We start from the raw sequence: 20844 nt of genomic DNA, 5'->3' as shown, positions 1-20844 counted from the left end.
GGATTGTCCGAAGAAGGGAGCCAGCCATGGTTTCACGCGTAATTCCGGTAGATCCGTTCGATCTGGTCCTGTTCGGCGCGACCGGAGATCTGGCCCAGCGCAAGATCCTGCCGGGCCTCTACCATCGGTTCGAAGTGGGGCAGATGCCCGAAGATGCGCGCATCATCGGGACCGCGCGGTCGGATATGGACGATGACGGGTTCCGCGCGCAGGTGCGCAAGTCGATGAAGGAATTCGCGCCGTCCTTCAAAAAGGACGTGCTGGACCGGTTTCTGGCGCGGGTCGAATACGTGCCCGTGGATGCGCTGGGCGAAAACGGCTGGGACAAGCTGGCCAAATCGCTGCGCCCTGACGTGGTGCGCGCCTTTTATCTGTCGGTCGGTCCGAAACTGTTTCCCGGCATCGCACAGCGCCTGCATGATCACGGGCTTGCCACGCCCGACAGCCGCATCGTGGTCGAGAAACCCTTTGGCCATGATCTGGCCTCGGCCAAGGCGCTGAACGAAGGTCTGCGCGCCTGTTTCGAAGAACACCAGATCTATCGGATCGACCATTACCTGGGCAAGGAAACGGTGCAGAACCTGATGGCGCTGCGCTTTGCCAACTCGCTGTTCGAGCCGCTGTGGAACGCGACCCATGTGGATCATGTCCAGATCACCGTGGCCGAAACCGTCGGGGTCGAAGGGCGTGGCGCCTATTACGACCAGTCCGGCGCGATGCGGGACATGGTGCAGAACCACCTGGTGCAGCTTCTGTGCCTGACGGCGATGGAGCCGCCCTCGACTTTTTCGCCCAACGCGGTGCGTAATGAAAAGGTCAAGGTGATCGAGGCACTGGAACCTGTCGCCTCGACCGACATCGCCCGCGGCCAGTACCGGGCGGACAAGGGCGGCGACGGCTATGTCGACCATGTGGGCAACCCCGACAGCCTGACCGAAAGCTACATCGCGCTGAAGGTGCGCGTGGGCAACTGGCGCTGGGCGGGGGTTCCGTTCTATCTGCGCACGGGCAAGCGTCTGCGCGCGCGTGAATCCGAAATCGCCGTGTTTTTCCGCGACCCGCCGCACACGATCTTTCCCAATGTCGGCCCGCTGCACGGCAACGTTCTGGTGATCCGCCTGCAGCCTGATGAGGGCATCACCCTGCGCACCACGATCAAGGATCCCGGCCCGGGCGGCTTCCGCCTGACGGACGTCGCGCTGGACATGAGCTTTGCCGAGGCGCTGGGTGCCGATGTGCGCGCACAGGACGCCTATGAACGGCTGGTGATGGACGTGATCCGCGGCGACCAGACCCTGTTCATGCGCGGCGACGAGGTCGAGGCCGCCTGGGCTTGGGTCGATCCCATCATCAAGGGCTGGGAAGAGCGCGGCGACCGTCCGTCGCTCTATGACCAGGGCAGTTCCGGCCCGGAAGACGCGTTGATGCTGATGCATCGCGATGGGCGCCGCTGGCGCCAGATCGGAGGTTGAGATGGTTCACGACGTCATCACCGATGTCACCCAAAGGATAATCGAGCGCAGCGCCGATCCCCGCCGTACCTATCTGCAGCGGATGGAGCAGGCCCGGTCTGACGGGCCGTCCCGCGCGCATCTGTCCTGCAGCGGTCAGGCCCATGCCTATGCCGGGGCTGGCCCCGATCAAAAGACTCTGGCAACCACCAGCGTGGGCAATCTGGGCATCGTCACCGCCTATAACGACATGCTGTCGGCGCATCAGCCGTTCGAGCGCTATCCAGAACTGATCCGTCGCGCGGCCCGTGCCGCAGGCGGCACCGCGCAGGTCGCGGGTGGGGTTCCGGCCATGTGTGACGGCGTCACGCAAGGCGAGGCCGGGATGGAGCTGTCTCTGTTCTCGCGCGACGTGATCGCGCTGGCGGCGGCGGTGGCGCTCAGCCACAATACCTTTGACGCGGCGGTGTTCCTGGGGGTCTGCGACAAGATCGTGCCGGGGCTGGTAATTGCGGCGCAAAGCTTTGGCCACCTGCCGGCGGTGTTCCTGCCCGCCGGCCCGATGACCAGCGGCCTGCCCAACGACGAAAAGGCCAAGGTACGCCAGAAATTCGCCGCCGGCGAAGCCACGCGCGAAGAACTGATGGCCGCCGAGATGGCCGCCTATCACGGGCCGGGCACCTGCACCTTCTACGGCACCGCCAACACCAACCAGATGTTGATGGAGTTCATGGGCCTGCACCTGCCGGGCTCCAGCTTCGTCAACCCCAACACGCCGCTGCGCGATGCGTTGACCGAGGAAGGCGCCCGCCGCGCCCTGTCGCTCAGCGCGCTGGGCAACAATTACACGCCGGTGTGCCAGATCCTCGACGAACGGGCTTTCGTGAACGGCATCGTGGGGCTGATGGCCACGGGCGGGTCGACCAACCTGCTGATCCACCTGATCGCCATGGCCCGTGCCGGGGGCATCGTGCTGGACTGGCAGGATTTCTCGGACATCTCGGGCGTCGTGCCCCTGGTCGCGCGGGTCTATCCCAACGGTCTGGCGGACGTGAACCATTTCCACGCCGCGGGCGGGCTGGGGTATGCCATCGGCACGCTGCTGGACGAAGGCCTGCTGCATCCCGACACGCTGACCGTGGCGGGGCAGGGGCTGCATCACTACACGCAGGAACCCAAGCTGATCGATGGCGAACTGGTCTGGCAGGACGGCGCGGGCCACAGCCTGAACGAAAAGATCCTGCGCCCGGCCAATGACCCGTTCCAACCCACCGGCGGCCTGTCGCGGCTGACCGGAAATCTGGGCACCGGCGTGATGAAGGTCTCGGCCGTGGCGCCCGAACACCAGGTGGTCGAGGCCCCGGTGCGCGTCTTCCACGACCAGGACGAGGTCAAGGCCGCGTTCAAGGCGGGCGAGTTCACCGACGATGTCATCGTCGTTGTCCGTTTTCAGGGGCCCAAGGCCAACGGCATGCCCGAACTGCACTCGCTGACCCCGATCCTGTCGATCCTTCAGGGGCGCGGGCAGAAGGTGGCACTGGTCACCGATGGCCGCATGTCGGGGGCCTCGGGCAAAGTGCCCGCGGCGATTCATGTCTGCCCCGAGGCGCTGGATGGCGGCCCGATCGCCAAACTGCGCGACGGCGACCTGCTGCGCGTCGATGCGGTGCGGGGCCAGCTTGAAATCCTGACCCCCGGCGTGCTGGACCGCCCCGTCGCCACCGCCGATCTTTCGGCGCATCAATACGGGGTCGGCCGCGACCTGTTCACGACGTTCCGCAACGCCGTCGGCTCGGCCGATGCCGGTGCCAGCATTTTCGGAGCCTGAACCCATGTCCGCAAAAACCCAACGCACCCGCGAGATCTGCGCATTGGCGCCCATCGTCCCGGTTCTGGTCGTCGATGACGCCGCCCATGCCCACCCGCTGGCCGAGGCACTGGTGGCCGGTGGCCTGCCCGCGCTCGAGGTGACCTTGCGCACGCCCGCGGCGCTGGACGCGATCCGCGCCATGGCGCAGGTGCCCGGCGGGGTCGTGGGGGCCGGCACGCTGGTCACGCCCGACGATGTCCGTGCCGCGAAAGAGGCGGGCGCCCAGTTCGGCGTATCGCCGGGGGGCACCGATGCCCTGATCGCCGCCTGTGAGGCCGAGGGCCTGCCGCTGCTGCCCGGCGCGGCCACCGCGACCGAGGCGATGCGCCTGCTCGAGCAGGGCTATGACATGCTGAAGTTCTTCCCGGCCGAAGCCTCGGGCGGGGCGCCCGCACTCAAGGCGATCGGCGCGCCGCTGCCGCAGATCACCTTCTGCCCGACGGGCGGCGTATCAACCGCCAACGCGCGCGACTACCTGTCTCTGCCCAACGTGATCTGCGCGGGCGGCAGCTGGGTCGCCCCGAAACAGATGGTGGCGCAGGGCGACTGGGCGGGGATCGAAGCCCTTGCGCGTGAGGCGGCTGCGTTGATGGATTGACCTTGCCGGACCGGGCGCTAGGGTGGGCGCCATTACAGGCAGGTTGACCCACATGACAGGCAGTAATTTCCTCGCGCAGGGGCGCGACTATTTGGCCATTCCCGGCCCTTCGGTGATTCCCGACGCGGTGCTGCAGGCGATGCACCGCCCGTCGCCCAATATCTATGCCGGTGAACTGGTCGAGATGATGCCCGGCCTGACGGCCGATCTGCGCCGCGTGGCCCGTACTCGACACGAGGTTGCGATCTACATCGCCAACGGCCACGGCGCGTGGGAGGCGGCGCTGTCCAACGTTCTGGCCCCCGGCGAGACCGTCCTCGTGCCCGCCTCGGGTCTGTTCAGCCACGGCTGGGCGGAAATGGCCGAGCGTCTGGGTGTGAAGGTCGAACTGATCGATTTTGGTCCCTCCAACCCGTGGGACATGGATCGGATCGCGCAGGCCCTGCGGGCTGATGCAGACCACCGGATCAAGGCGGTTCTGGCGGTTCATGTGGACACGTCCAGCTCGATCCGCAACGACATTCCGGCGCTGCGGGCGCTGCTGGACGACCTGAACCACCCGGCATTGCTGATGGCGGATTGCATCGCCTCGCTGGGCTGCGACCGGTTCGAGATGGATGACTGGGGCGTCGATGTCATGGTCACCGCCTGCCAGAAGGGGCTGATGACCCCGGCGGGCATGTCCTTCGTGTTCTTCAACGACCGGGCCAAGGGCAAACGGGCCGCAATGCCGCGTGTTTCGGGCTATTGGGACTGGCAGCCGCGATCACAGCCCGACTGGTTCTATCAGTACTTCGGCGGCACCGCGCCGACGCATCACCTGTACGGCCTACGCGCCGCCCTGGACCTGATCCATGCCGAGGGGATTGAGCAGGTCTGGGCCCGCCATGCGCGGCTGGCCCAAGCCGTCTGGGCCGCCTGCGAGGCTTGGGCCGAAGGCGGGGCGCTGCACCTGAACGTCGGCGACCGCGCGCATCGCAGCCATGCCGTCACCGCCCTGCGCCTGACCGAGGGGCGCGGCACGCCCCTTCGCAGCTATACCGAGCGGCATCTGGGCCTTACCCTTGGCATCGGGCTGGGCATGGCGGACGAGGACTCGTGTTTCCGGTTGGGCCACATGGGCCATCTGAACGGTCACATGGTCATGGGCATGTTGGGCGGCATCGAAACCGCCATGGCCGCGCTGGAGATTCCGCGCGGGTCCGGCGCGCTCGAGGCTGCGGCGGCGGTTCTGGCAGGTTAAGCGCTGCGTGCCGCCGCCAGCGCCTGCGGCAGGGCGGTGGCAAAGGCGTTCAGGTCGGCTTCGGTGCCGCAACTGACGCGGATGCAGCGGTTCTGCGGGGCTGCAAAGGGCATCCGCACGAAGATCCCCTGCGCCACCAGCGCCTCCAGCACCGCCTTGGCAAATGCTCCGTCGCGCCCACAGTCGATTGCCACGAAATTGGTGGCCGAGGGCAGCGGGCTCAGCCCGTTGTCACGCGCAATCGCGCCGATCCGGTCGCGGGCCGAGGCGATCCGTGTCTGAACCTGCGCCAGCCAGTCCTGATCGTGCAGGGCGGCCAGCGCACCGGCCTGCGCGATGCGGTTCATGCCGAAATGGTTGCGCACCTTGTTGAAGGCCGAGATCAACCCGGGTGCTCCGATCGCATAGCCGACCCGCGCGCCGGCCATGCCGAAAACCTTGGAAAAGGTGCGCATCCGGATCACGCGCGGATCATCCGCCGCGACCGGCGCGGCGGTGCCGTCGGGCGCGCACTCCACGTAAGCCTCGTCCAAGACCAGCAGACAGCCGTCGGGCAGAGCGTCCATCGCCGTGACGATGTCCGCGCCGCGATGCCAGCTGCCCATCGGGTTGTCCGGGTTGGCCAGATAGACCAGCTTGGCCCCGACCTCGGCCGCCTTGGTGAACAGGGCGGCCGGGTCCTCGTGATCGTTGGAATAAGGCACCTTGTGGATCGCCCCGCCATAGCCCGCGACGTGGTAGTTGAAGGTGGGATAGGCCCCGTCCGAGGTCACGACCGCATCGCCCGGAGCGACCATCAGGCGCACCAGATAGCCCAGCAGCCCGTCGATGCCTTCGCCGACCACGATGTTGTCGGGGCTGATGCCGTGATGATCGGCCAGCGCATGGCGCAGATCGTGGTTTTCGGGATCGCCATACATCCAGATGCCGCCAGCGGCCTGCCGCATCGCCTCGATCGCGCGGGGCGAGGGGCCGAACACGCTTTCGTTCGCGCCCAGCCGGGCCAGGAAGGGGGCGCCGCGCTGGCGCTCTTGCGTCTCGGGGCCGACGAAGGGCACGGTTGCGGGCAGGGATTGGGCAAGCGGGGTGTATCTGGGTCCGGTCATGGGCGCAGATAATCCCAAGGGCATGGCCGGGGCAAGCCTTGCATCGGGCCAGGGCGTCCGCACCGATCTGCCCTCACGTCGGGCTGGCGTCGGCGGCGGGTTTCGGGGCATGGTTTGCCCGGAACATCAAACCCGGAGGCCCAGATGGCGCGCGTATCAGTCGAATACAGGAACCACATCGCCCATGTCACCCTGACCCGCGGCGACAAGATGAACGCGCTGGATGATGCGATGGTCAAGGCGATCCTGGCGGCGGGGCAAGAGGTCGCCGCCTCGGACGCCCGGGCCGTGGTGCTGTCGGGCGAGGGCAAAAGCTTCTGCGCGGGGCTCGACATGGCCAGTTTCGCGACCATGGCGCACAAGGACCCGACCGAGTGGCTGATGACCCGCAGCCATGACGACGCGAATGAGATGCAGGAACTGGCGCTGATCTGGCGCCGCGTGCCGGTGCCGGTGATCTGCGCCATTCAGGGCGTGGCCTATGGCGGTGGTCTGCAGATCGCGCTGGGGGCCGATATCCGCATTGCCCATCCCGATGCCAAGCTGGCCGTGATGGAGATGAAATGGGGCATCATCCCCGACATGGGCGGCATGGTCCTGTTGCCGAAACTGGTACGGTCCGACGTGCTGCGCCTGCTGACCTATACCGCGCGGCCCATCGGTGCCGCTCAGGCCGCCGACTGGGGGTTGGTCACCAGCCTGTCGGATGATCCGCTGACCGAAGCCATCGCGCTGGCCGAGGATATCGCGGGCAAGAGCCCCTCGGCCATCCGCGCCGCGAAACGTCTGATCGAGGTGGCCGAAACCAAGTCGCGCGCCGAGGTTCTGCTGGCCGAATCCGCCGAACAGGTCGAGCTGATCGGCAAACCCGACCAGATGGAAGTGGTGATGGCCCAGATGCAGGGCCGCAAGCCCGAGTTCAAGTAACCCTCGCGGGCCGCGGCCAGATCGAACTCAGCCCCGCAGGCGCGTCGTCACCCCATAGGCGATGCCGCCTGCCAGCAGGCCCCAGACCGCCGCGCCCAGACCGAACACGGTGATGCCCGAGGCGGTGATGGCAAAGGTCAGGATCGCGGCTTCGCGCTCGGCCGGAACCTCGAGCGCGGCGAAGGTGGCGTTGGCCATGACCCCGATCAGCGCCACGCCCGTCAACGTGCCCATCAGCATCGGATCGGCATGGGCGGCAAACCCGGTGATGGCCACGGCGAATACCCCGAACAGGCAATAGAACACCCCGGCCATGACCGCAGACCAATAGCGCTGATCCCGGTCGGGGTGGCTGTCCTCGTTCGAGCACATGGCGGCGGTGATGGCCGCAAGGCAGGTCGCCGGCGCGCCGAAGGGGGCCGACAGGATGCTGGCCCCGCCCACGGCCGAGAACAGCCGCCCTGGAACCGGGGCATAGCCAAAGCTGCGCATGACCGCGATGCCGGGGATGTTCTGCGTGGCCATCGTGACCACGAACAGCGGCACCCCGATGCCGATCATCGACGCCACCGAGAATGTGGGCGTGGTCCAGACCGGCGCAGCCAGCAGGTGATCGGGGCGCACCGACGGGCCGTCAGAGAACAGAACGACGACCAGCGCGGCGGCCAGCACGGCGGCGGGGACCGCCAGCAGTCTGTGCACACGTCCAGCGATGAACCAGGTCAGGATCACCGGCAGGGCCTGCCAGGGGATCTCGACAGTGGCCTGAAACGGGACGATGCACAGCGGCAGCAGCACTCCGCCCAGCATCGCCTGCGCCAGCGTGGTGGGAATCGCCGCTGCCAACCGTCCCAGCGGGCGCCACATTCCGGCCAGCACGGTCAGCGCACCCGCAAACAGGAATGCGCCGATGGCACCCGAGAATCCCGCGGCCGGCGCGGCCGAAACCGCCAGCAGCGCCGCGCCGGGCGTGGACCAGGCCACGCTGATCGGTTGGCGGTACCACAGGCTGAGCACGATCGCCGCCAGCCCCATGGCAAGCGCGGCCATCATCAGCCCCGATGCCGCCTGCGGCCCCGAAGCGCCCATGGCATCCAACCCCTGAAGGACAATCGGAAAGGAACTGAAAAAGCCGACTACGGCCACGACCAGCCCGGTTGAAACGGTCTGCATCGGCGGAAAGGGTCTGGACATGGGGGCCTCGGTGGATTGGTCCCGAGATTGCTAGCAACCGTTTGGCCCGGTGAACAGGGGCGGGTGCAAAAAACCCCGCCGGGCGTGCGCGGCGGGGTTTCGTCAAGCGTGTGCGAGGGGCTGACGGATCAGGCGATCTCGGCCAGTCGGGCCAGGGCCTCGTTGATGCGGGCCTCTTCCTCTTCGCGGGCGGCCAGGTTGGCCTTGGCCTCTTCCACCACCTCTTCCGGGGCCGAGGCCACGAATTTGGGGTTGTTGAGACGCCCGCGCAGACCGCCTAGTTCCTTGGCCAGTTTGCCCTTGGCTTTTTCCAGCCGTTCCTTCTCGGCACCGATGTCGATGATGTCGGCCAGCGGCAGGCCAAAAGACGCGCCGGGGGCCGCGATCGAGATCGTGCCCTTGGGCAGCGTATCGGCTTTGGTCAGGCTGTCGATCCGGGCCAGCCGCTTGATCAGCGCCTCGTTCCGGTCCCAGGCGGCCTGGCCGTGGGCGTCGATCTCGGTTACCAGCATCGGCACGTACAGGCCCGCCGGAACGCGCATCTGGGCGCGGGCCGAGCGGGTGTTCTCGATCACCGAGATCACCCAGTTCATCTCGCGATCCGCGTCGGCATCGACCAGATCGGCGGCGGCATAGGTCGGCCAGTCGGCATGCACCAGCATCTTGGCACGGGTGCCGGTCAGGCCCCACAGCTCTTCGGTGATGAAGGGCATGATCGGATGCAGCAGAACCAGGCACTGATCCAGAACCCAGCGCATGGTGGCGCGGGTCTCGGCCTGGGCCTCGGCATCGTCGCCCTGCAGCAGCGGTTTGGACAATTCCACGTACCAGTCGCAAACCTTGCCCCAGACGAAGGCATAAAGCGCATTGGCCGCGTCATTGAAGCGATAGCTCGCCAGCGCCGCGTCGACCTCTTCCCGCACGCGGGCGGTTTCGCCGATGATCCAGCGGTTCACGGCGGCCTTGGGCCGCAACTCGGCCACGTCCACTTGCGGCACGGCGTCGGTAAAGACCTCGTTCATCTCGGCAAAGCGGACGGCGTTCCACAGCTTGGTGCCAAAGTTGCGATAGCCGGTGATGCGCTCGCGCGACAGTTTCAGGACGCCGCCGATGGCCGCCATCGAGGCGTTGGTAAAGCGCAGCGCGTCGGCGCCGAACTCGTCCACGATTTCCAGCGGGTCGATGACGTTGCCGGTGGTCTTGGACATCTTCTTGCCCTTCTCGTCGCGGACGAGCTGGTGCAGATAGACGGTGTGGAACGGGATTTCGTTCACCACGGCCAGCTGCATCATCATCATCCGGGCAACCCAGAAGAACAGGATGTCGAACCCGGTGATCAGGACATCGGTGGGGAAGTAGCGCTGCAACTCCTCGGTTTGTTCGGGCCAGCCCAGCGTGCCGATGGGCCACAGCCCGGACGAGAACCAGGTGTCCAGCACATCCGGGTCGCGCCAGACCGGATAGACCAGCTTGGTCGGGTCGCGGTCGATGGCGTATTGCGCCAGGCTTTCGGCGAACCGGTGGATCGCCTCGTGCTTGTCGGCCACCTCGATCACCGTGGCGTGGCTGAGCGGGCTGGGAATGTCGGCATTGTCATCCAGGAATTTTCCGGTGACGTCCTCGAAGCTGGCGGCGCATTCCATGACCGCGCCCCGGTGCAGCATGCCGCCTTCGTTCAGCAGCCGGCCCAGTTCAACCAGGTCCAGCTCGCCGTCGTTTTCGTCATCCTTGAAATCCTCGGCCGACAGGTCCAGCCCGTACCAGACCGGAATCTGATGCCCCCACCACAGCTGGCGGCTGATGCACCAAGGCTCGATGTTTTCCAGCCAGTGGTAATAGGTCTTTTCGCCCGATTCCGGGATGATCTTGACCCGGCCGTCGCGCACCGCGTCCAGCGCGGGGCCCACGATTTTTGACGTCTCCACGAACCACTGATCGGTCAGCATCGGCTCGATCACCACCTTCGAGCGGTCGCCGAAGGGCTGCATGATCGGTTTGCTCTCGACCAGCGGCACCAGCGCGTCGGCGCCCTCGGCATCGGGTTTCAGCGCGGTCGATCCCAGGCGCGGATCGTCCGCGCGGGTCATCACGGCCAGCCCTTCGCTGGTGATCTCTTTGACCACCTTGGCGCGCGCCTCGAACCGGTCCAGGCCGCGCAGATGGTCGGGCACCAGATTGATCGCGTCGATCTCGTTCTCGGTGAATGCGCGCCCGCGGGCATATTCCTGGGCCTTGGCGGCTTCGTCCGAATAGGGCGCGCCGTCGGCCCGCATGTGGCCGCGCGTGTCCATCAGGCGGTACATCGGGATCTTGCCGCGCTTGGCCACCTGATAGTCGTTGAAATCATGCGCGCCGGTGATCTTCACCGCGCCCGAGCCGAAATTCGGATCAGGGTATTCGTCGGTGATGATCGGGATCTGGCGGCGATGCTCTTTCGGACCCACCGGGATTTCGCACAGCTTGCCGACGATGGGCGCATAGCGTTCGTCCGACGGGTGCACCGCAACCGCGCCGTCGCCCAGCATGGTCTCGGGGCGGGTCGTGGCGATCGAGATATAGTCGCGCTCTTCCTCGAGCACGATGTTCCCGTCCTCGTCCTTTTCGACATAGGTGTAGGTCTCGCCCCCGGCCAGCGGGTACTTGAAGTGCCACATATGGCCGGCGACCTCGATATTCTCGACCTCGAGGTCCGAGATCGCGGTCTCGAAATGCGGGTCCCAGTTGACCAGCCGCTTGCCGCGGTAGATCAGGCCCTTGTCGTACATGTCGACAAAGACCTTGATGACCGCGTCATGGAAGTTGGGGCTGTTTTCGTGGCCCGTGCGCGGGTCGCCCGCCGCACCGGCCATGGTGAAGGCGTTGCGCGACCAGTCGCACGAAGAGCCGAGGCGTTTCAGCTGCTCGATGATGGTGCCACCGTATTCGCCCTTCCACTCCCAGACCTTGGCCAGAAACTCCTCGCGCGTGTAGTCGGTGCGCTTTTTGCCTTCCTCGGCCATCAGCTTCTTTTCGACCTGCATCTGGGTGGCGATGCCGGCGTGGTCCTGGCCGGGCTGCCACAGCGTGTCGAACCCGCGCATCCGGTGCCAGCGGATCAGGATGTCCTGCAGGGTGTTGTTGAACGCGTGGCCCACATGCAGCGCGCCGGTGACGTTCGGCGGCGGGATCATGATGCAAAAGCTCTCGTCGCGCGACTTGTTCGCGCCTGCCTTGAAGGCTCCGGCCTGTTCCCAGGCCTTGTAGATCCGGGCCTCGGCCTCGGCCGCGTTGAATGTCTTGTCCATCGCCATCGGGTGCGTCCTGCGTCATCGATCTTGGGTCAGCGCCTGCAATAGCGAATGGCGGCGGGAAGGGAAAGGGCCAAGCACCCCGCGCACTGGACATCCGCCGCATCACGGCTAGGGTCGCGGTCTGAGGCAGCGAAAGGGGCGCGTCATGGAAAAGTTCGGCAAGAGCCAACCGGTCACCCGGACCGAGGATCAGCGGTTCCTGACCGGGCAAGGCCGCTACATGGACGATACGGTGCCACCCGGCGCGCTGCATGCGGTGTTCTTCCGCAGCCCGGTGGCGCATGGCGACATCACCGGGCTGGACCTCGACGCCGCCCGCGCCGCGCCCGGCGTGCGGCTGGTGCTGACCATCGATGACCTGATCGCCGCCGGAATCGACCCGGTGCTGAGCGCCACGATCCTTGTCAACCGCGACGGCACCCGCGCCGCCAATCCGCCGCGCCACATGCTGGCCCGCGACCGGGTGCGCTTTGTCGGCGAGCCGGTGGCGATGGTCGTGGCCGAAACCCCGGCGCAGGCCCGCGACGCCGCCGAGCTGATCTGGATGGACACCGCCGACCGCCCCGCCAAGCTGGACCTCGCGCCGGGTGGCGAGCCGCTGCACCCCGAGGCCCCCGACAACCGCGCCTTTGACTGGGCCGTGGGCGACGAGGCCGCAACCCAGGCCGCCTTTGACGCCGCCGCTCATGTCGTGTCGCTGCAAGTGGCCGACAACCGGGTGATCGTGAACTCGATCGAGCCGCGCGGCTGCAATGCGGTCTGGTCCGACGGGCGGCTGCATTTCAGCTATGGCGGGCAGGGTGTCTGGGGGATGAAGGCGCAGCTGGCCGACAAGCTGCGGCTGGACCCGCAGGCCGTTCATGTCACCACGCCCGACGTGGGCGGCGGGTTCGGCATAAAGGCGATGCCGTATCCCGAATATTTCTCGGTCGCGGTGGCGGCAATGCAACTGGGCCAGCCCGTGCACTGGATGTCGGACCGGACCGAGGCGATGCTGTCCGACCATCACGGGCGCGACCTGACCTCGCTGGCCGAGCTGGCCTTTGACGCGGATCTTCGCATCACCGCCTATCGGGTCCACAGCCGCTGCAACCTGGGCGCGTACAACAGCCATTTCGGCCAGGCGATCCAGACCAACCTGTTCAAATGCGTGCTGCCCGGCGTCTATGACGTGCAGAACACCCATCTGCGGGTCGAGGGGTTCTATACCAACACCACCCAGGTCGACGCCTATCGCGGGGCCGGCCGCCCCGAGGCGATCTATGTGCTGGAACGCGCGATGGACCGCGCCGCGCGCGAGCTGGGCGTCGACCCGTGGGAACTGCGCCGCCGCAACTTCATCCGGCCCGAGGCGTTTCCCTATGTCTCGGCCACCGGTGAAACCTATGACGTGGGTGATTTCGGAATGGTCCTGTCCCGCGCCGCCGAACAGACCGCCGGTTTCGCCGCGCGCAAGGCCGTCGACGCCGAACGCGGCCTGATCCGGGGGCAGGGGCTTTGTTACTATATCGAAAGCATTCTGGGTGACCCTTCCGAAGGCGCAAAAGTCGAATTTTGTCAGGACGGAACCGTGAACCTTTATGTCGGGACGCAATCGAACGGACAGGGGCATGAAACGGTCTATGCCCAGTTCCTGTCGGATCAGACGGGGATTCCGGCCGACCGGATCCGGGTCGTGCAGGGTGACAGCGACCGCATGGCGCAGGGTGGCGGCACCGGTGGGTCGCGCTCGGTCACGGTGCAAAGCGCGGCGACGCTGGTCACGATTGACCGGATGATTGCCGCATTCACGCCCTATCTGGCGGGCAAGATGGGAGTCGAGGAAAGCGATGTGACCTTCGACCATGAAACCTTTCGCGCGCCGGGGTCGAACCTGACGCCCACGCTGATCGAAGCGGCCGAGATGGCCCGCGCGGACGGCCGCACCGACCTGCTGCAGCACGAGGCCCGCACGCGGCTCGAGGCGCGCAGCTATCCCAACGGCGCCCATGTGGCCGAAGTGGTGATCGACCCCGAGACCGGCACCACGGTTGTCGACCGCTATACGGTCGTCGATGATTTCGGCAATCTCATCAACCCGATGCTGGCCGAGGGCCAGGTGCATGGCGGGGTGGCGCAGGGTATCGGCCAGGCGCTGTGCGAACACGTTGTGCATGATGCCGAAGGGCAACTGCTGACGGCCACCTTCATGGACTATGCCTTGCCCCGCGCGGCCGACCTGCCGATGATCAGGTTTACCTCGGCGCCGGTTCCGTCCACGGCCAACCCGATGGGCATGAAAGGCTGTGGCGAGGCAGGCACGGTGGGCGCATTGGCGGCTGTGGCGAATGCGGTGCAGGACGCGCTGTGGGATCACGGGGTGCGGCAGGCGGACATGCCTTTCACACCTCGCAGGGTTTGGGAAATGCTGTCGGATGCAGTTGAAGTGGATCGGTAGAAAGCTCCTCGGATGGCTCGGCCGCCCGCTGCGGTCGGAACATTCGGCTGAAACGCGTCACCGCGAGCCGATCAGCCATGTCATCATCCTTGATGGTACCATGTCCACGCTGGAACCCGGCCGGGAAACCCATGCTGGCCTGACCTATCGGATGTGCCGCGAGATGGGTGCCCGGGTGTCTGTATTCTACGAAGGCGGGGTGCAGTGGGACAGCTGGAAATCCACGCTCGACGTGATGATGGGGCGCGGTATCAACCGGCAGATCCGCAGGGCCTACGGCTATCTGGCCTCTCGCTACAAGCCGGGCGACCGGATCTATCTGATGGGGTACTCGCGCGGGGCCTACGGGGTGCGCAGCCTGGCAGGCGTGATTGACATGATCGGTCTGCTGCGCCCCGAACACGCGACCGAGCGCAACATCAAACAGGCCTACCGCCACTACGAAAACAACCCACACGGCAAGGCCGCACAGGATTTCCGGCGGCTTTATTGCCATGACGGCGTCGAGATCGAGATGATCGGCGTCTGGGACACGGTCAAGGCGCTGGGCCTGCGGCTGCCGCTGCTGTGGCGCCTGGCCGAAGAGCGGCACGCCTTCCACCATCACCATCTGGGGCAGGCAACCCGAAACGGCTATCACGCGCTGGCGCTGGATGAGACGCGCGAAGTGTTCACCCCGGTCCTGTGGCAGGACACAGCCGACTTCAAAGGCCATGTCGAACAGGTGTGGTTCCGTGGCACCCACGGCGACGTGGGCGGACAACTCAGCGGGTTCGAACCGGCGCGGCCGCTGGCCAATATCTCGCTGGTGTGGATGCTGGACAAGGCCGAGCTGCACGGTCTGCCGCTGCCCGAGGGCTGGCGCAGCCGGTTTCCCACCGATCCGCACGCGCCCTCGGTCGGCACCTGGCGCGGATGGGGCAAGATCTTTCTGCTGCGCCGCCACCGCGTGGTCGGGCAGGACCCGTCGGAACGGTTGCATGTCTCGGTATCACCCGACGAGCTGCCCAAATGGGTGCATCTGCCGGTTGGGCCGCATTCGCACCCCGCACAGTAGGTTTCAGTCGAACATCGCCGGACTGGGTGCGCGGCGATGTGCGTCAAAGGCGGCGTGGATGTCGGCCTCGAGGTTGCGCACCTGCGAGAGGGCGGGCAGCGCATCGGGCGCGAAATAGCCCGCATCGCTGGTTTCGGCGCCCGGCTGCGGTTCGGTCCCGGCTACGGGATCGCACAGGAAAAACAGTTTGTAGAAATCGCGGGCATCCGCCGGATAGGGGTGCCGCACTTTGTGGCGCAGGGCGTACAGGCTGCGCGCGCTGACCTGCAGCCCGGCTTCCTCAAAGACCTCGCGCTCGATGTTTTCCGCCGGAGAACTGCCGATATCGGCAAACCCGCCCGGCATGGCCCACATCGCGTCGCTGCGCTCGCGCACCAAAAGGATGCTGCCGTTCCGGATCACGGCACCTCGGATATCGATGCTGGGGGTGGCGTAGCCGCCTGCATGGGGCGGGATCAGCCCCTCGATCCGCGACACGGGCACCCGGCCCAGATCGGCCAGCATGGCGCGCGCCATGCCGGCGATCTCGTCATAACGTCCGCGGTCGAACGGGTCGGTGGTAAAATGCTGGCCGGTTTCGGCCAGCGCCAACAACCGTTTGGCCCGTGCCAGCCAGGTATCCTCTGTCGCGGTCGGATCCTGGCGCACCGAGCGTCACCGCCGCCGGTCGCGGCGCGCGCTCATGGGTTGGAAGGCGACACCCACATGCGCCTCGCAATAGGGTTTGCCCGGCTCGGCCGGCAGACCGCAGAACCAGAAATCATCCGTGGCCGGATCGCCCACGGGCCATTTGCAGGTCTTCTCGGTCAGTTCCATCAGGGTCAGCTTCTTGGCCTTTTTCTCGACCTCGTTGACCTTGGCCAGCGCCTCGGGGCTGATTTCATTGGCCGAAGGCTGCGGCGGCAGCGGCTGGCCGGCCGGAATGATCTGGCGGCGCGGCGGCGTGGCCGGTTTCGCCTCGGCGGCCGGCGCGGCGGCTGCGGGGCGGGCCGGCTCGGTCTTGGGGGCGGGTTTGGGCTTGGCCTCGGCCTTGGGCGCGGTGGCCGGTTTTTCCTTGGGCTCGGCCTTGGCCGGTGCGGCACCGGCGGTCCGGTTCGACAGGCCCAGGCGATGGACCTTGCCGATCACCGCATTGCGGGTGACCCCGCCCAGTTCCTTGGCGATCTGGCTGGCCGACTGGCCTTCGCCCCACATTTTCTTGAGCAGTTCAACGCGCTCATCTGTCCAGGACATGGGTAGCCTTTCAAAAGCGGGAAAGCGGCCTCGGTCACGGGCCGCCTTCGGAATTCGTCTCAGCGCCCTATTCTAATCACTGCGGGCCGAGTTACAAGCGGTCATCGAATCAGATTGGGGGCAGGAATGCAGAATCTCGCGGATCAGGACATGCGCCGTTTCGGAGCGGTCAACTGGATGGGGCTGTGGACACTGGCCCAGCGCGAAACCCTGCGCTTTCTTGCGGTCTGGACACAGACCCTGCTGGCGCCTCTGGTCACGGCGGGGCTGTTCCTGCTGATCTTCAACATCGCCGTCGGCCCGGGGCGGCCGGATGTGATGGGCGTGCCCTTCCTGACCTTCCTGGCGCCGGGGATCATGATGATGACGGTGATCCAGAACGCCTTTGCCAACACTTCGTCCTCGATGGTGATCGCGAAGGTTCAGGGCAACATCGTCGATACCCTGATGCCGCCGCTGTCTCCGCTCGAAATCCTGCTGGGCTATCTGGCGGGCGGCATCGCGCGGGGCGTGCTGATCGCGCTGGTCGTGGCCGCGGCCTTGGCGCTGGTGCTGGGGCTGGTGCCGGCGCATCCGCTGATCGCGCTGGCCTTCGTGGTGCTGGGCGCTGCCTTCATGGGCGGTCTGGGCCTGTTTGCCGGCATCTTCGCCAACAAGTTCGACCAGATGGCAGCCATCACCAACTTCATCGTCACCCCGCTGGCCTTTCTGTCGGGCACCTTCTACTCGGTCGAGGCGCTGCCGCCGCTGCTGAACCGCCTCAGCCATGCCAACCCGGTGTTCTACCTGATCGACGGGCTGCGGTTCGGGATGATCGGCGTGTCGGACAGTTCGCCGCTGCTGGGGCTGGCCGTCTGCGGCGGGGCCACGCTGGCCGTCTGTGCGGTGACCTGGCAGATGCTGCGCACGGGCTATCGGCTCAAGGCCTGACCCGCCGCGCCCGCCCCTCGCGCCACACCAGGATCAGCGCTCCGGTCAGGATGATGGCCGACCCGGTCACGCTGACCGCATCCGGGATCACGTCGAACACAGCAAAATCGTACAGGCCCGCAAAGATCAGCGTGGCATAGCTGATCGGCGCCACGAACGAGGCATCGGCCCGCGCCATGCCGTTGACGAAACAGGCCTGCGCACAGGCCATCAACACCCCGATCCCAGCCAGCGCCGCCCATTGCGCGGGCGCAGGCGGTGCCCAGACCGCCAGAACCGCGACCGTGGCGATGGTCACCCCCATCGCGTTGTTCACCATCAGGATCTGGATCGGCGCCTCGCGGCCCGACAGTTTCTTGATGAAGATCAGTTCCATCCCGATCACGGCCGCCGCACCCAGCGCCAGCAGGGCGGCCGGCTGAAAGCTTGCAGGCGTCGGACGCAACAGGATCAGCGCGCCCGCCAGCGCCACCACCGCGGCCAGCCAGCGCCAGGGGCCGACGCCCTCTTTCAGCAGCGGGATGGCCAGCACCATCGCGAATACCGGGTTCAGGAAGGAAATCGCGGTGGCATCGGCGATCGGGATATATGCGACCGAGGCGAACATCAGCGAAATCCCCGCCCAGCCGAAACTGGTGCGGCCCAGATGCAGCCCCCAATGCGGTCGCCGCAGCCGAGGGCGCAGCACCGCGACGGTGGCCGCGATCGCGACGAAAGCGAACAGGAACCGCCCGTGGCTGATCTGCAGCGGATGCAGCGGCGGACCCAGCGCATCGGTACCCAGCGCCTTGGCCAGCAGCGTGGTGCCCGCAATGAAGGCGCTGGCGCAAAAGATCAGACCGGCGGCCAATGCCGGGTTGTGAGCCTTGGGCGTGAACATGGACCAGCGGTGCGGCAGCGCGGCCCGAATGACAAGCCCCAAACGCCCGCGGTTCCAACAAATTCAATTGTCGTCGAGATTTCGGCTTTTCACATCGTGGCGGTCCCGCTATACGGGCGCCCATGATCAAACCCGTGCATATCCTGCCGCTCCGACGCCGACGCATCACCGCGTAACCGGCCCGTTTGATCCTGCGCGCGCGACCCAAATCCGCGCATCTCTCACCAAATCTGTTGACGAACCCGGTCTCAGTGTTTCAGTCACTGGGTTCAAGTTTTCCAAAAAGGATGATCCGATGATCCCGTCCGTTCTGCCGACCTACAACCGTGCTCCGCTGACCTTCGTGAAGGGCGAAGGCGCCTGGCTGACCGAGGCAGACGGCCGACGTTTCCTTGACCTGGGCGCGGGGATCGCGGTGAACGCGCTGGGCCATGCCCACCCGGCCCTGGTCAATGCCCTGACCGAGCAGGCGCATGCGCTGTGGCACGTGTCGAACCTGTACCAGATCCCGCAGCAGCAGGCGCTGGCCGACAGGCTGGTGGATCTGACCTTCGCCGACACGGTGTTCTTCACCAATTCGGGTACCGAGTCCTGCGAATTGGCGGTCAAGATGGCGCGCAAGCATTTCTACGACCAGGGCCAGCCGGACAAGGTCGAGATCATCACGTTCGACGGGTCTTTCCACGGGCGTTCTTCGGCGGGCATCGCCGCTGCCGGGTCCGAGAAGATGACCAAGGGGTTCGGCCCGCTTCTGCCCGGGTTCGTGCATGTCGCCTTCGGCGATCTGGACGGCGTGACCAACGCGATCAGCGACAAGACCGCCGCGATCATGATCGAGCCGATCCAGGGCGAGGGCGGCATCCGCCCCGTCCCCGATGTCGAGCTCAAGGCCCTGCGCCAGATCTGCGACGACAACGGCCTGCTGCTGATCCTAGACGAGGTGCAATGCGGCGTCGGCCGGACCGGGAAACTCTTTGCCCATGAATGGGCGGGCATCACACCCGACATCATGATGGTGGCCAAGGGCATCGGCGGGGGCTTCCCGTTGGGTGCGGTGCTGGCCACCGAAGCGGCCGCCAGCGGCATGACCGCGGGCACCCATGGGTCGACCTACGGCGGCAACCCGCTGGGCTGCGCGGTGGGCTGCGCGGTTCTGGACCATGTGGCAACCCCGGCCTTCCTGGACGGCGTCAACCGCAAGGCGGGGCTGCTGCGCCAAAAGCTCGAGGGCCTTGTCGCCGATCACCCTGAGGTGTTCGAAGAGGTCCGCGGATCCGGTCTGATGCTGGGCCTGAAATGCAGGGCGCCCAACGCTGACGTGGTCGCGGCCGGTTATGACAACGAAGTCATCACCGTGCCCGCGGCCGACAACGTGATCCGTCTGCTGCCGCCGCTGACCCTGACCGAGGATGACATCGCCCAGGCCCAGATCCGCCTCGAGAAAGCCGCCCGGCAGGTTCAAGGCCAACTCGCCTCGGCCTGACGCCCCCTATTCCCGAATGCGCCGGGGGCGACGCCCCCCGGCAACCGACAGTGAAAAAGCGAACCGACATGAACCATTTCCTTGATATCCACAAAACCGACGCCGCCGCGCTGCGGTCGATGATCGACCAGGCCGGCGCGATGAAGCAGGCCCGGTTGGGCCGCCCAAAGGCCGCACCCGACGATGAACAGCCGCTGGCCGGCCGCATGGTGGCGCTGATCTTCGAAAAGCCCTCGACCCGGACCCGCGTGTCCTTCGATGTGGGCGTGCGCCAGATGGGGGGGCAGACCATGGTGCTGTCGGGCAAGGACATGCAGCTGGGCCATGGCGAGACCATCGCCGACACCGCCCGCGTGCTGTCGCGCTATGTCGACATGATCATGATCCGCACCTTCGACGAAACCATCCTGACCGAGATGGCCGAATACTCGGACGTGCCGGTGATCAACGGCTTGACCGACCGCACCCATCCCTGCCAGATCATGGCCGACGTGCTGACCTATGAGGAACACCGCGGCCCCATCGCCGGCAAAAAGGTGGTTTGGACGGGTGACGGCAACAATGTCTGCGCCTCGTTCCTGCATGCGGCGGGTCAGTTCGGTTTCGACCTGACCTTTACCGGCCCCGCCCAGTTCGACCCCGAGGAAGAGTTCATGGGCTTTGCCCGCCAGAAGGGCTCGAAGATCGTGATCGAACGCGACCCTTACAAGGCCGTCGAAGGCGCCGATCTGGTGGTGGCCGACACCTGGGTTTCGATGCATGATTCCCAATCCGCGAAGGAACGCCGGCACAACCTGCTGCGGCCCTATCAGGTCAACGCGGAGCTCATGTCCCACGCCAAGCCCGACGCCCTGTTCATGCACTGCCTGCCCGCCCACCGCGAAGAGGAAGCGACCTCCGAGGTGATGGACGGGCCGAACTCGGTGATCTTCGACGAGGCCGAAAACCGCCTGCACGCGCAGAAGGCGGTGATGCGCTGGTGTCTGGGGGTCTGAAGCCGGCGCGACTGCCAGACCTCCAGGCGGGCGCGCGTCGTAACGCGCGCATTCGGCAGAGCCGACAGCGCGGGTGTCGGGCGTCAAAATCTTTGACGCCTGTACCATCCGGGTGCGATCCTTTTCCTTGTACGCCAAAAGGGGGATTGC

Annotated in this window: 16 protein-coding genes; 10 read left to right on the top strand and 6 right to left on the bottom strand. The window is 66.3% G+C overall.

From position 1 onward, the window contains the following. Nucleotides 1-26 precede the first annotated feature (26 nt). Genes zwf through F3H26_RS08885 form a run of 4 tightly spaced genes read left to right on the top strand, consistent with a single transcriptional unit; the run spans nt 27 to nt 5162 of the window. A complete protein-coding gene (gene zwf, locus F3H26_RS08900; protein WP_149775705.1) occupies nt 27-1472 on the top strand; it encodes a glucose-6-phosphate dehydrogenase in 1446 nt (481 codons plus the stop codon). Nucleotide 1473: 1 nt separating this feature from the next. Further along, nucleotides 1474-3279, top strand: a complete 1806-nt coding sequence (gene edd, locus F3H26_RS08895; protein ID WP_149775704.1) for a phosphogluconate dehydratase — start codon at nt 1474-1476, stop codon at nt 3277-3279. Between the two features lie 4 nt (nt 3280-3283). Continuing rightward, on the top strand, nt 3284-3919 hold the full coding sequence (eda, locus tag F3H26_RS08890; RefSeq protein ID WP_149775703.1) for a bifunctional 4-hydroxy-2-oxoglutarate aldolase/2-dehydro-3-deoxy-phosphogluconate aldolase: 636 nt from the start codon (nt 3284-3286) through the stop codon (nt 3917-3919). A gap of 52 nt (nt 3920-3971) precedes the next feature. Continuing rightward, nucleotides 3972-5162, top strand: coding sequence for a pyridoxal-phosphate-dependent aminotransferase family protein (locus F3H26_RS08885; RefSeq protein ID WP_149775702.1), 1191 nt, complete (start codon nt 3972-3974; stop codon nt 5160-5162). On the opposite strand, the gene F3H26_RS08880 is transcribed toward F3H26_RS08885, so the two are convergent. Then, nucleotides 5159-6268: a pyridoxal phosphate-dependent aminotransferase gene (locus F3H26_RS08880; RefSeq protein WP_149775701.1), complete on the bottom strand. Its 1110-nt coding sequence runs from the start codon at nt 6266-6268 to the stop codon at nt 5159-5161. The genes F3H26_RS08885 and F3H26_RS08880 overlap by 4 nt on opposite strands. 144 nt (nt 6269-6412) lie before the next feature. Between F3H26_RS08880 and F3H26_RS08875 the strand changes: the two genes are divergently transcribed. Beyond that, the gene (locus F3H26_RS08875) at nt 6413-7195 is read left to right on the top strand and encodes a crotonase/enoyl-CoA hydratase family protein (RefSeq protein WP_149775700.1); all 783 of its coding nucleotides are present in this window, start codon (nt 6413-6415) and stop codon (nt 7193-7195) included. A 27-nt stretch (nt 7196-7222) separates the two neighbouring features. On the opposite strand, the gene F3H26_RS08870 is transcribed toward F3H26_RS08875, so the two are convergent. Together F3H26_RS08870 and F3H26_RS08865 are read right to left on the bottom strand one after the other, a co-directional pair. Continuing rightward, a complete protein-coding gene (locus F3H26_RS08870; protein ID WP_223162469.1) occupies nt 7223-8389 on the bottom strand; it encodes a benzoate/H(+) symporter BenE family transporter in 1167 nt (388 codons plus the stop codon). 128 nt (nt 8390-8517) lie between these two features. Continuing rightward, complete coding sequence (locus F3H26_RS08865) at nt 8518-11679, bottom strand: valine--tRNA ligase (RefSeq protein ID WP_149775699.1); 3162 nt, start codon at nt 11677-11679, stop codon at nt 8518-8520. A 145-nt stretch (nt 11680-11824) separates the two neighbouring features. Between F3H26_RS08865 and F3H26_RS08860 the strand changes: the two genes are divergently transcribed. Both F3H26_RS08860 and F3H26_RS08855 read left to right on the top strand, forming a co-directional pair. Continuing rightward, a complete protein-coding gene (locus F3H26_RS08860; RefSeq protein WP_149775698.1) occupies nt 11825-14116 on the top strand; it encodes a xanthine dehydrogenase family protein molybdopterin-binding subunit in 2292 nt (763 codons plus the stop codon). Continuing rightward, the gene (locus F3H26_RS08855; RefSeq protein ID WP_149775697.1) at nt 14094-15173 is read left to right on the top strand and encodes a DUF2235 domain-containing protein; all 1080 of its coding nucleotides are present in this window, start codon (nt 14094-14096) and stop codon (nt 15171-15173) included. Before F3H26_RS08860 ends, F3H26_RS08855 begins: the two co-directional genes overlap by 23 nt. Before the next feature lie 3 nt (nt 15174-15176). Here F3H26_RS08855 and F3H26_RS08850 read toward each other — a convergent pair whose 3' ends face one another. Further along, nucleotides 15177-15821 carry an NUDIX hydrolase gene (locus F3H26_RS08850; protein ID WP_149775696.1) on the bottom strand — a complete coding sequence of 215 codons (645 nt, stop codon included), beginning with the start codon at nt 15819-15821 and terminating at the stop codon, nt 15177-15179. A gap of 6 nt (nt 15822-15827) precedes the next feature. Further along, nucleotides 15828-16406 carry a GcrA family cell cycle regulator gene (locus F3H26_RS08845; protein WP_149775695.1) on the bottom strand — a complete coding sequence of 193 codons (579 nt, stop codon included), beginning with the start codon at nt 16404-16406 and terminating at the stop codon, nt 15828-15830. Between the two features lie 126 nt (nt 16407-16532). On the opposite strand from F3H26_RS08845, the gene F3H26_RS08840 reads away from it, so the two are divergent. Further along, nucleotides 16533-17336, top strand: a complete 804-nt coding sequence (locus F3H26_RS08840) for an ABC transporter permease (RefSeq protein ID WP_149775694.1) — start codon at nt 16533-16535, stop codon at nt 17334-17336. Here F3H26_RS08840 and F3H26_RS08835 read toward each other — a convergent pair. Further along, nucleotides 17326-18216: a DMT family transporter gene (locus F3H26_RS08835; protein ID WP_149775693.1), complete on the bottom strand. Its 891-nt coding sequence runs from the start codon at nt 18214-18216 to the stop codon at nt 17326-17328. The genes F3H26_RS08840 and F3H26_RS08835 overlap by 11 nt on opposite strands. A gap of 295 nt (nt 18217-18511) precedes the next feature. Here F3H26_RS08835 and F3H26_RS08830 point away from each other — a divergent pair, with 295 nt between their 5' ends. After that, nucleotides 18512-19699 (top strand): aspartate aminotransferase family protein, encoded by a 1188-nt coding sequence (locus tag F3H26_RS08830; protein WP_149775692.1) that lies wholly within the window; start codon nt 18512-18514, stop codon nt 19697-19699. Nucleotides 19700-19767: 68 nt separating this feature from the next. Next, nucleotides 19768-20694: an ornithine carbamoyltransferase gene (argF, locus tag F3H26_RS08825; protein ID WP_149775691.1), complete on the top strand. Its 927-nt coding sequence runs from the start codon at nt 19768-19770 to the stop codon at nt 20692-20694. Nucleotides 20695-20844: the final 150 nt, after the last annotated feature.

The sequence above is a fragment of the Ruegeria intermedia genome (assembly GCF_900129345.1).
Classification (GTDB): domain Bacteria; phylum Pseudomonadota; class Alphaproteobacteria; order Rhodobacterales; family Rhodobacteraceae; genus Ruegeria; species Ruegeria intermedia.
This window is presented reverse-complemented; position numbering and strand designations above follow the sequence as displayed.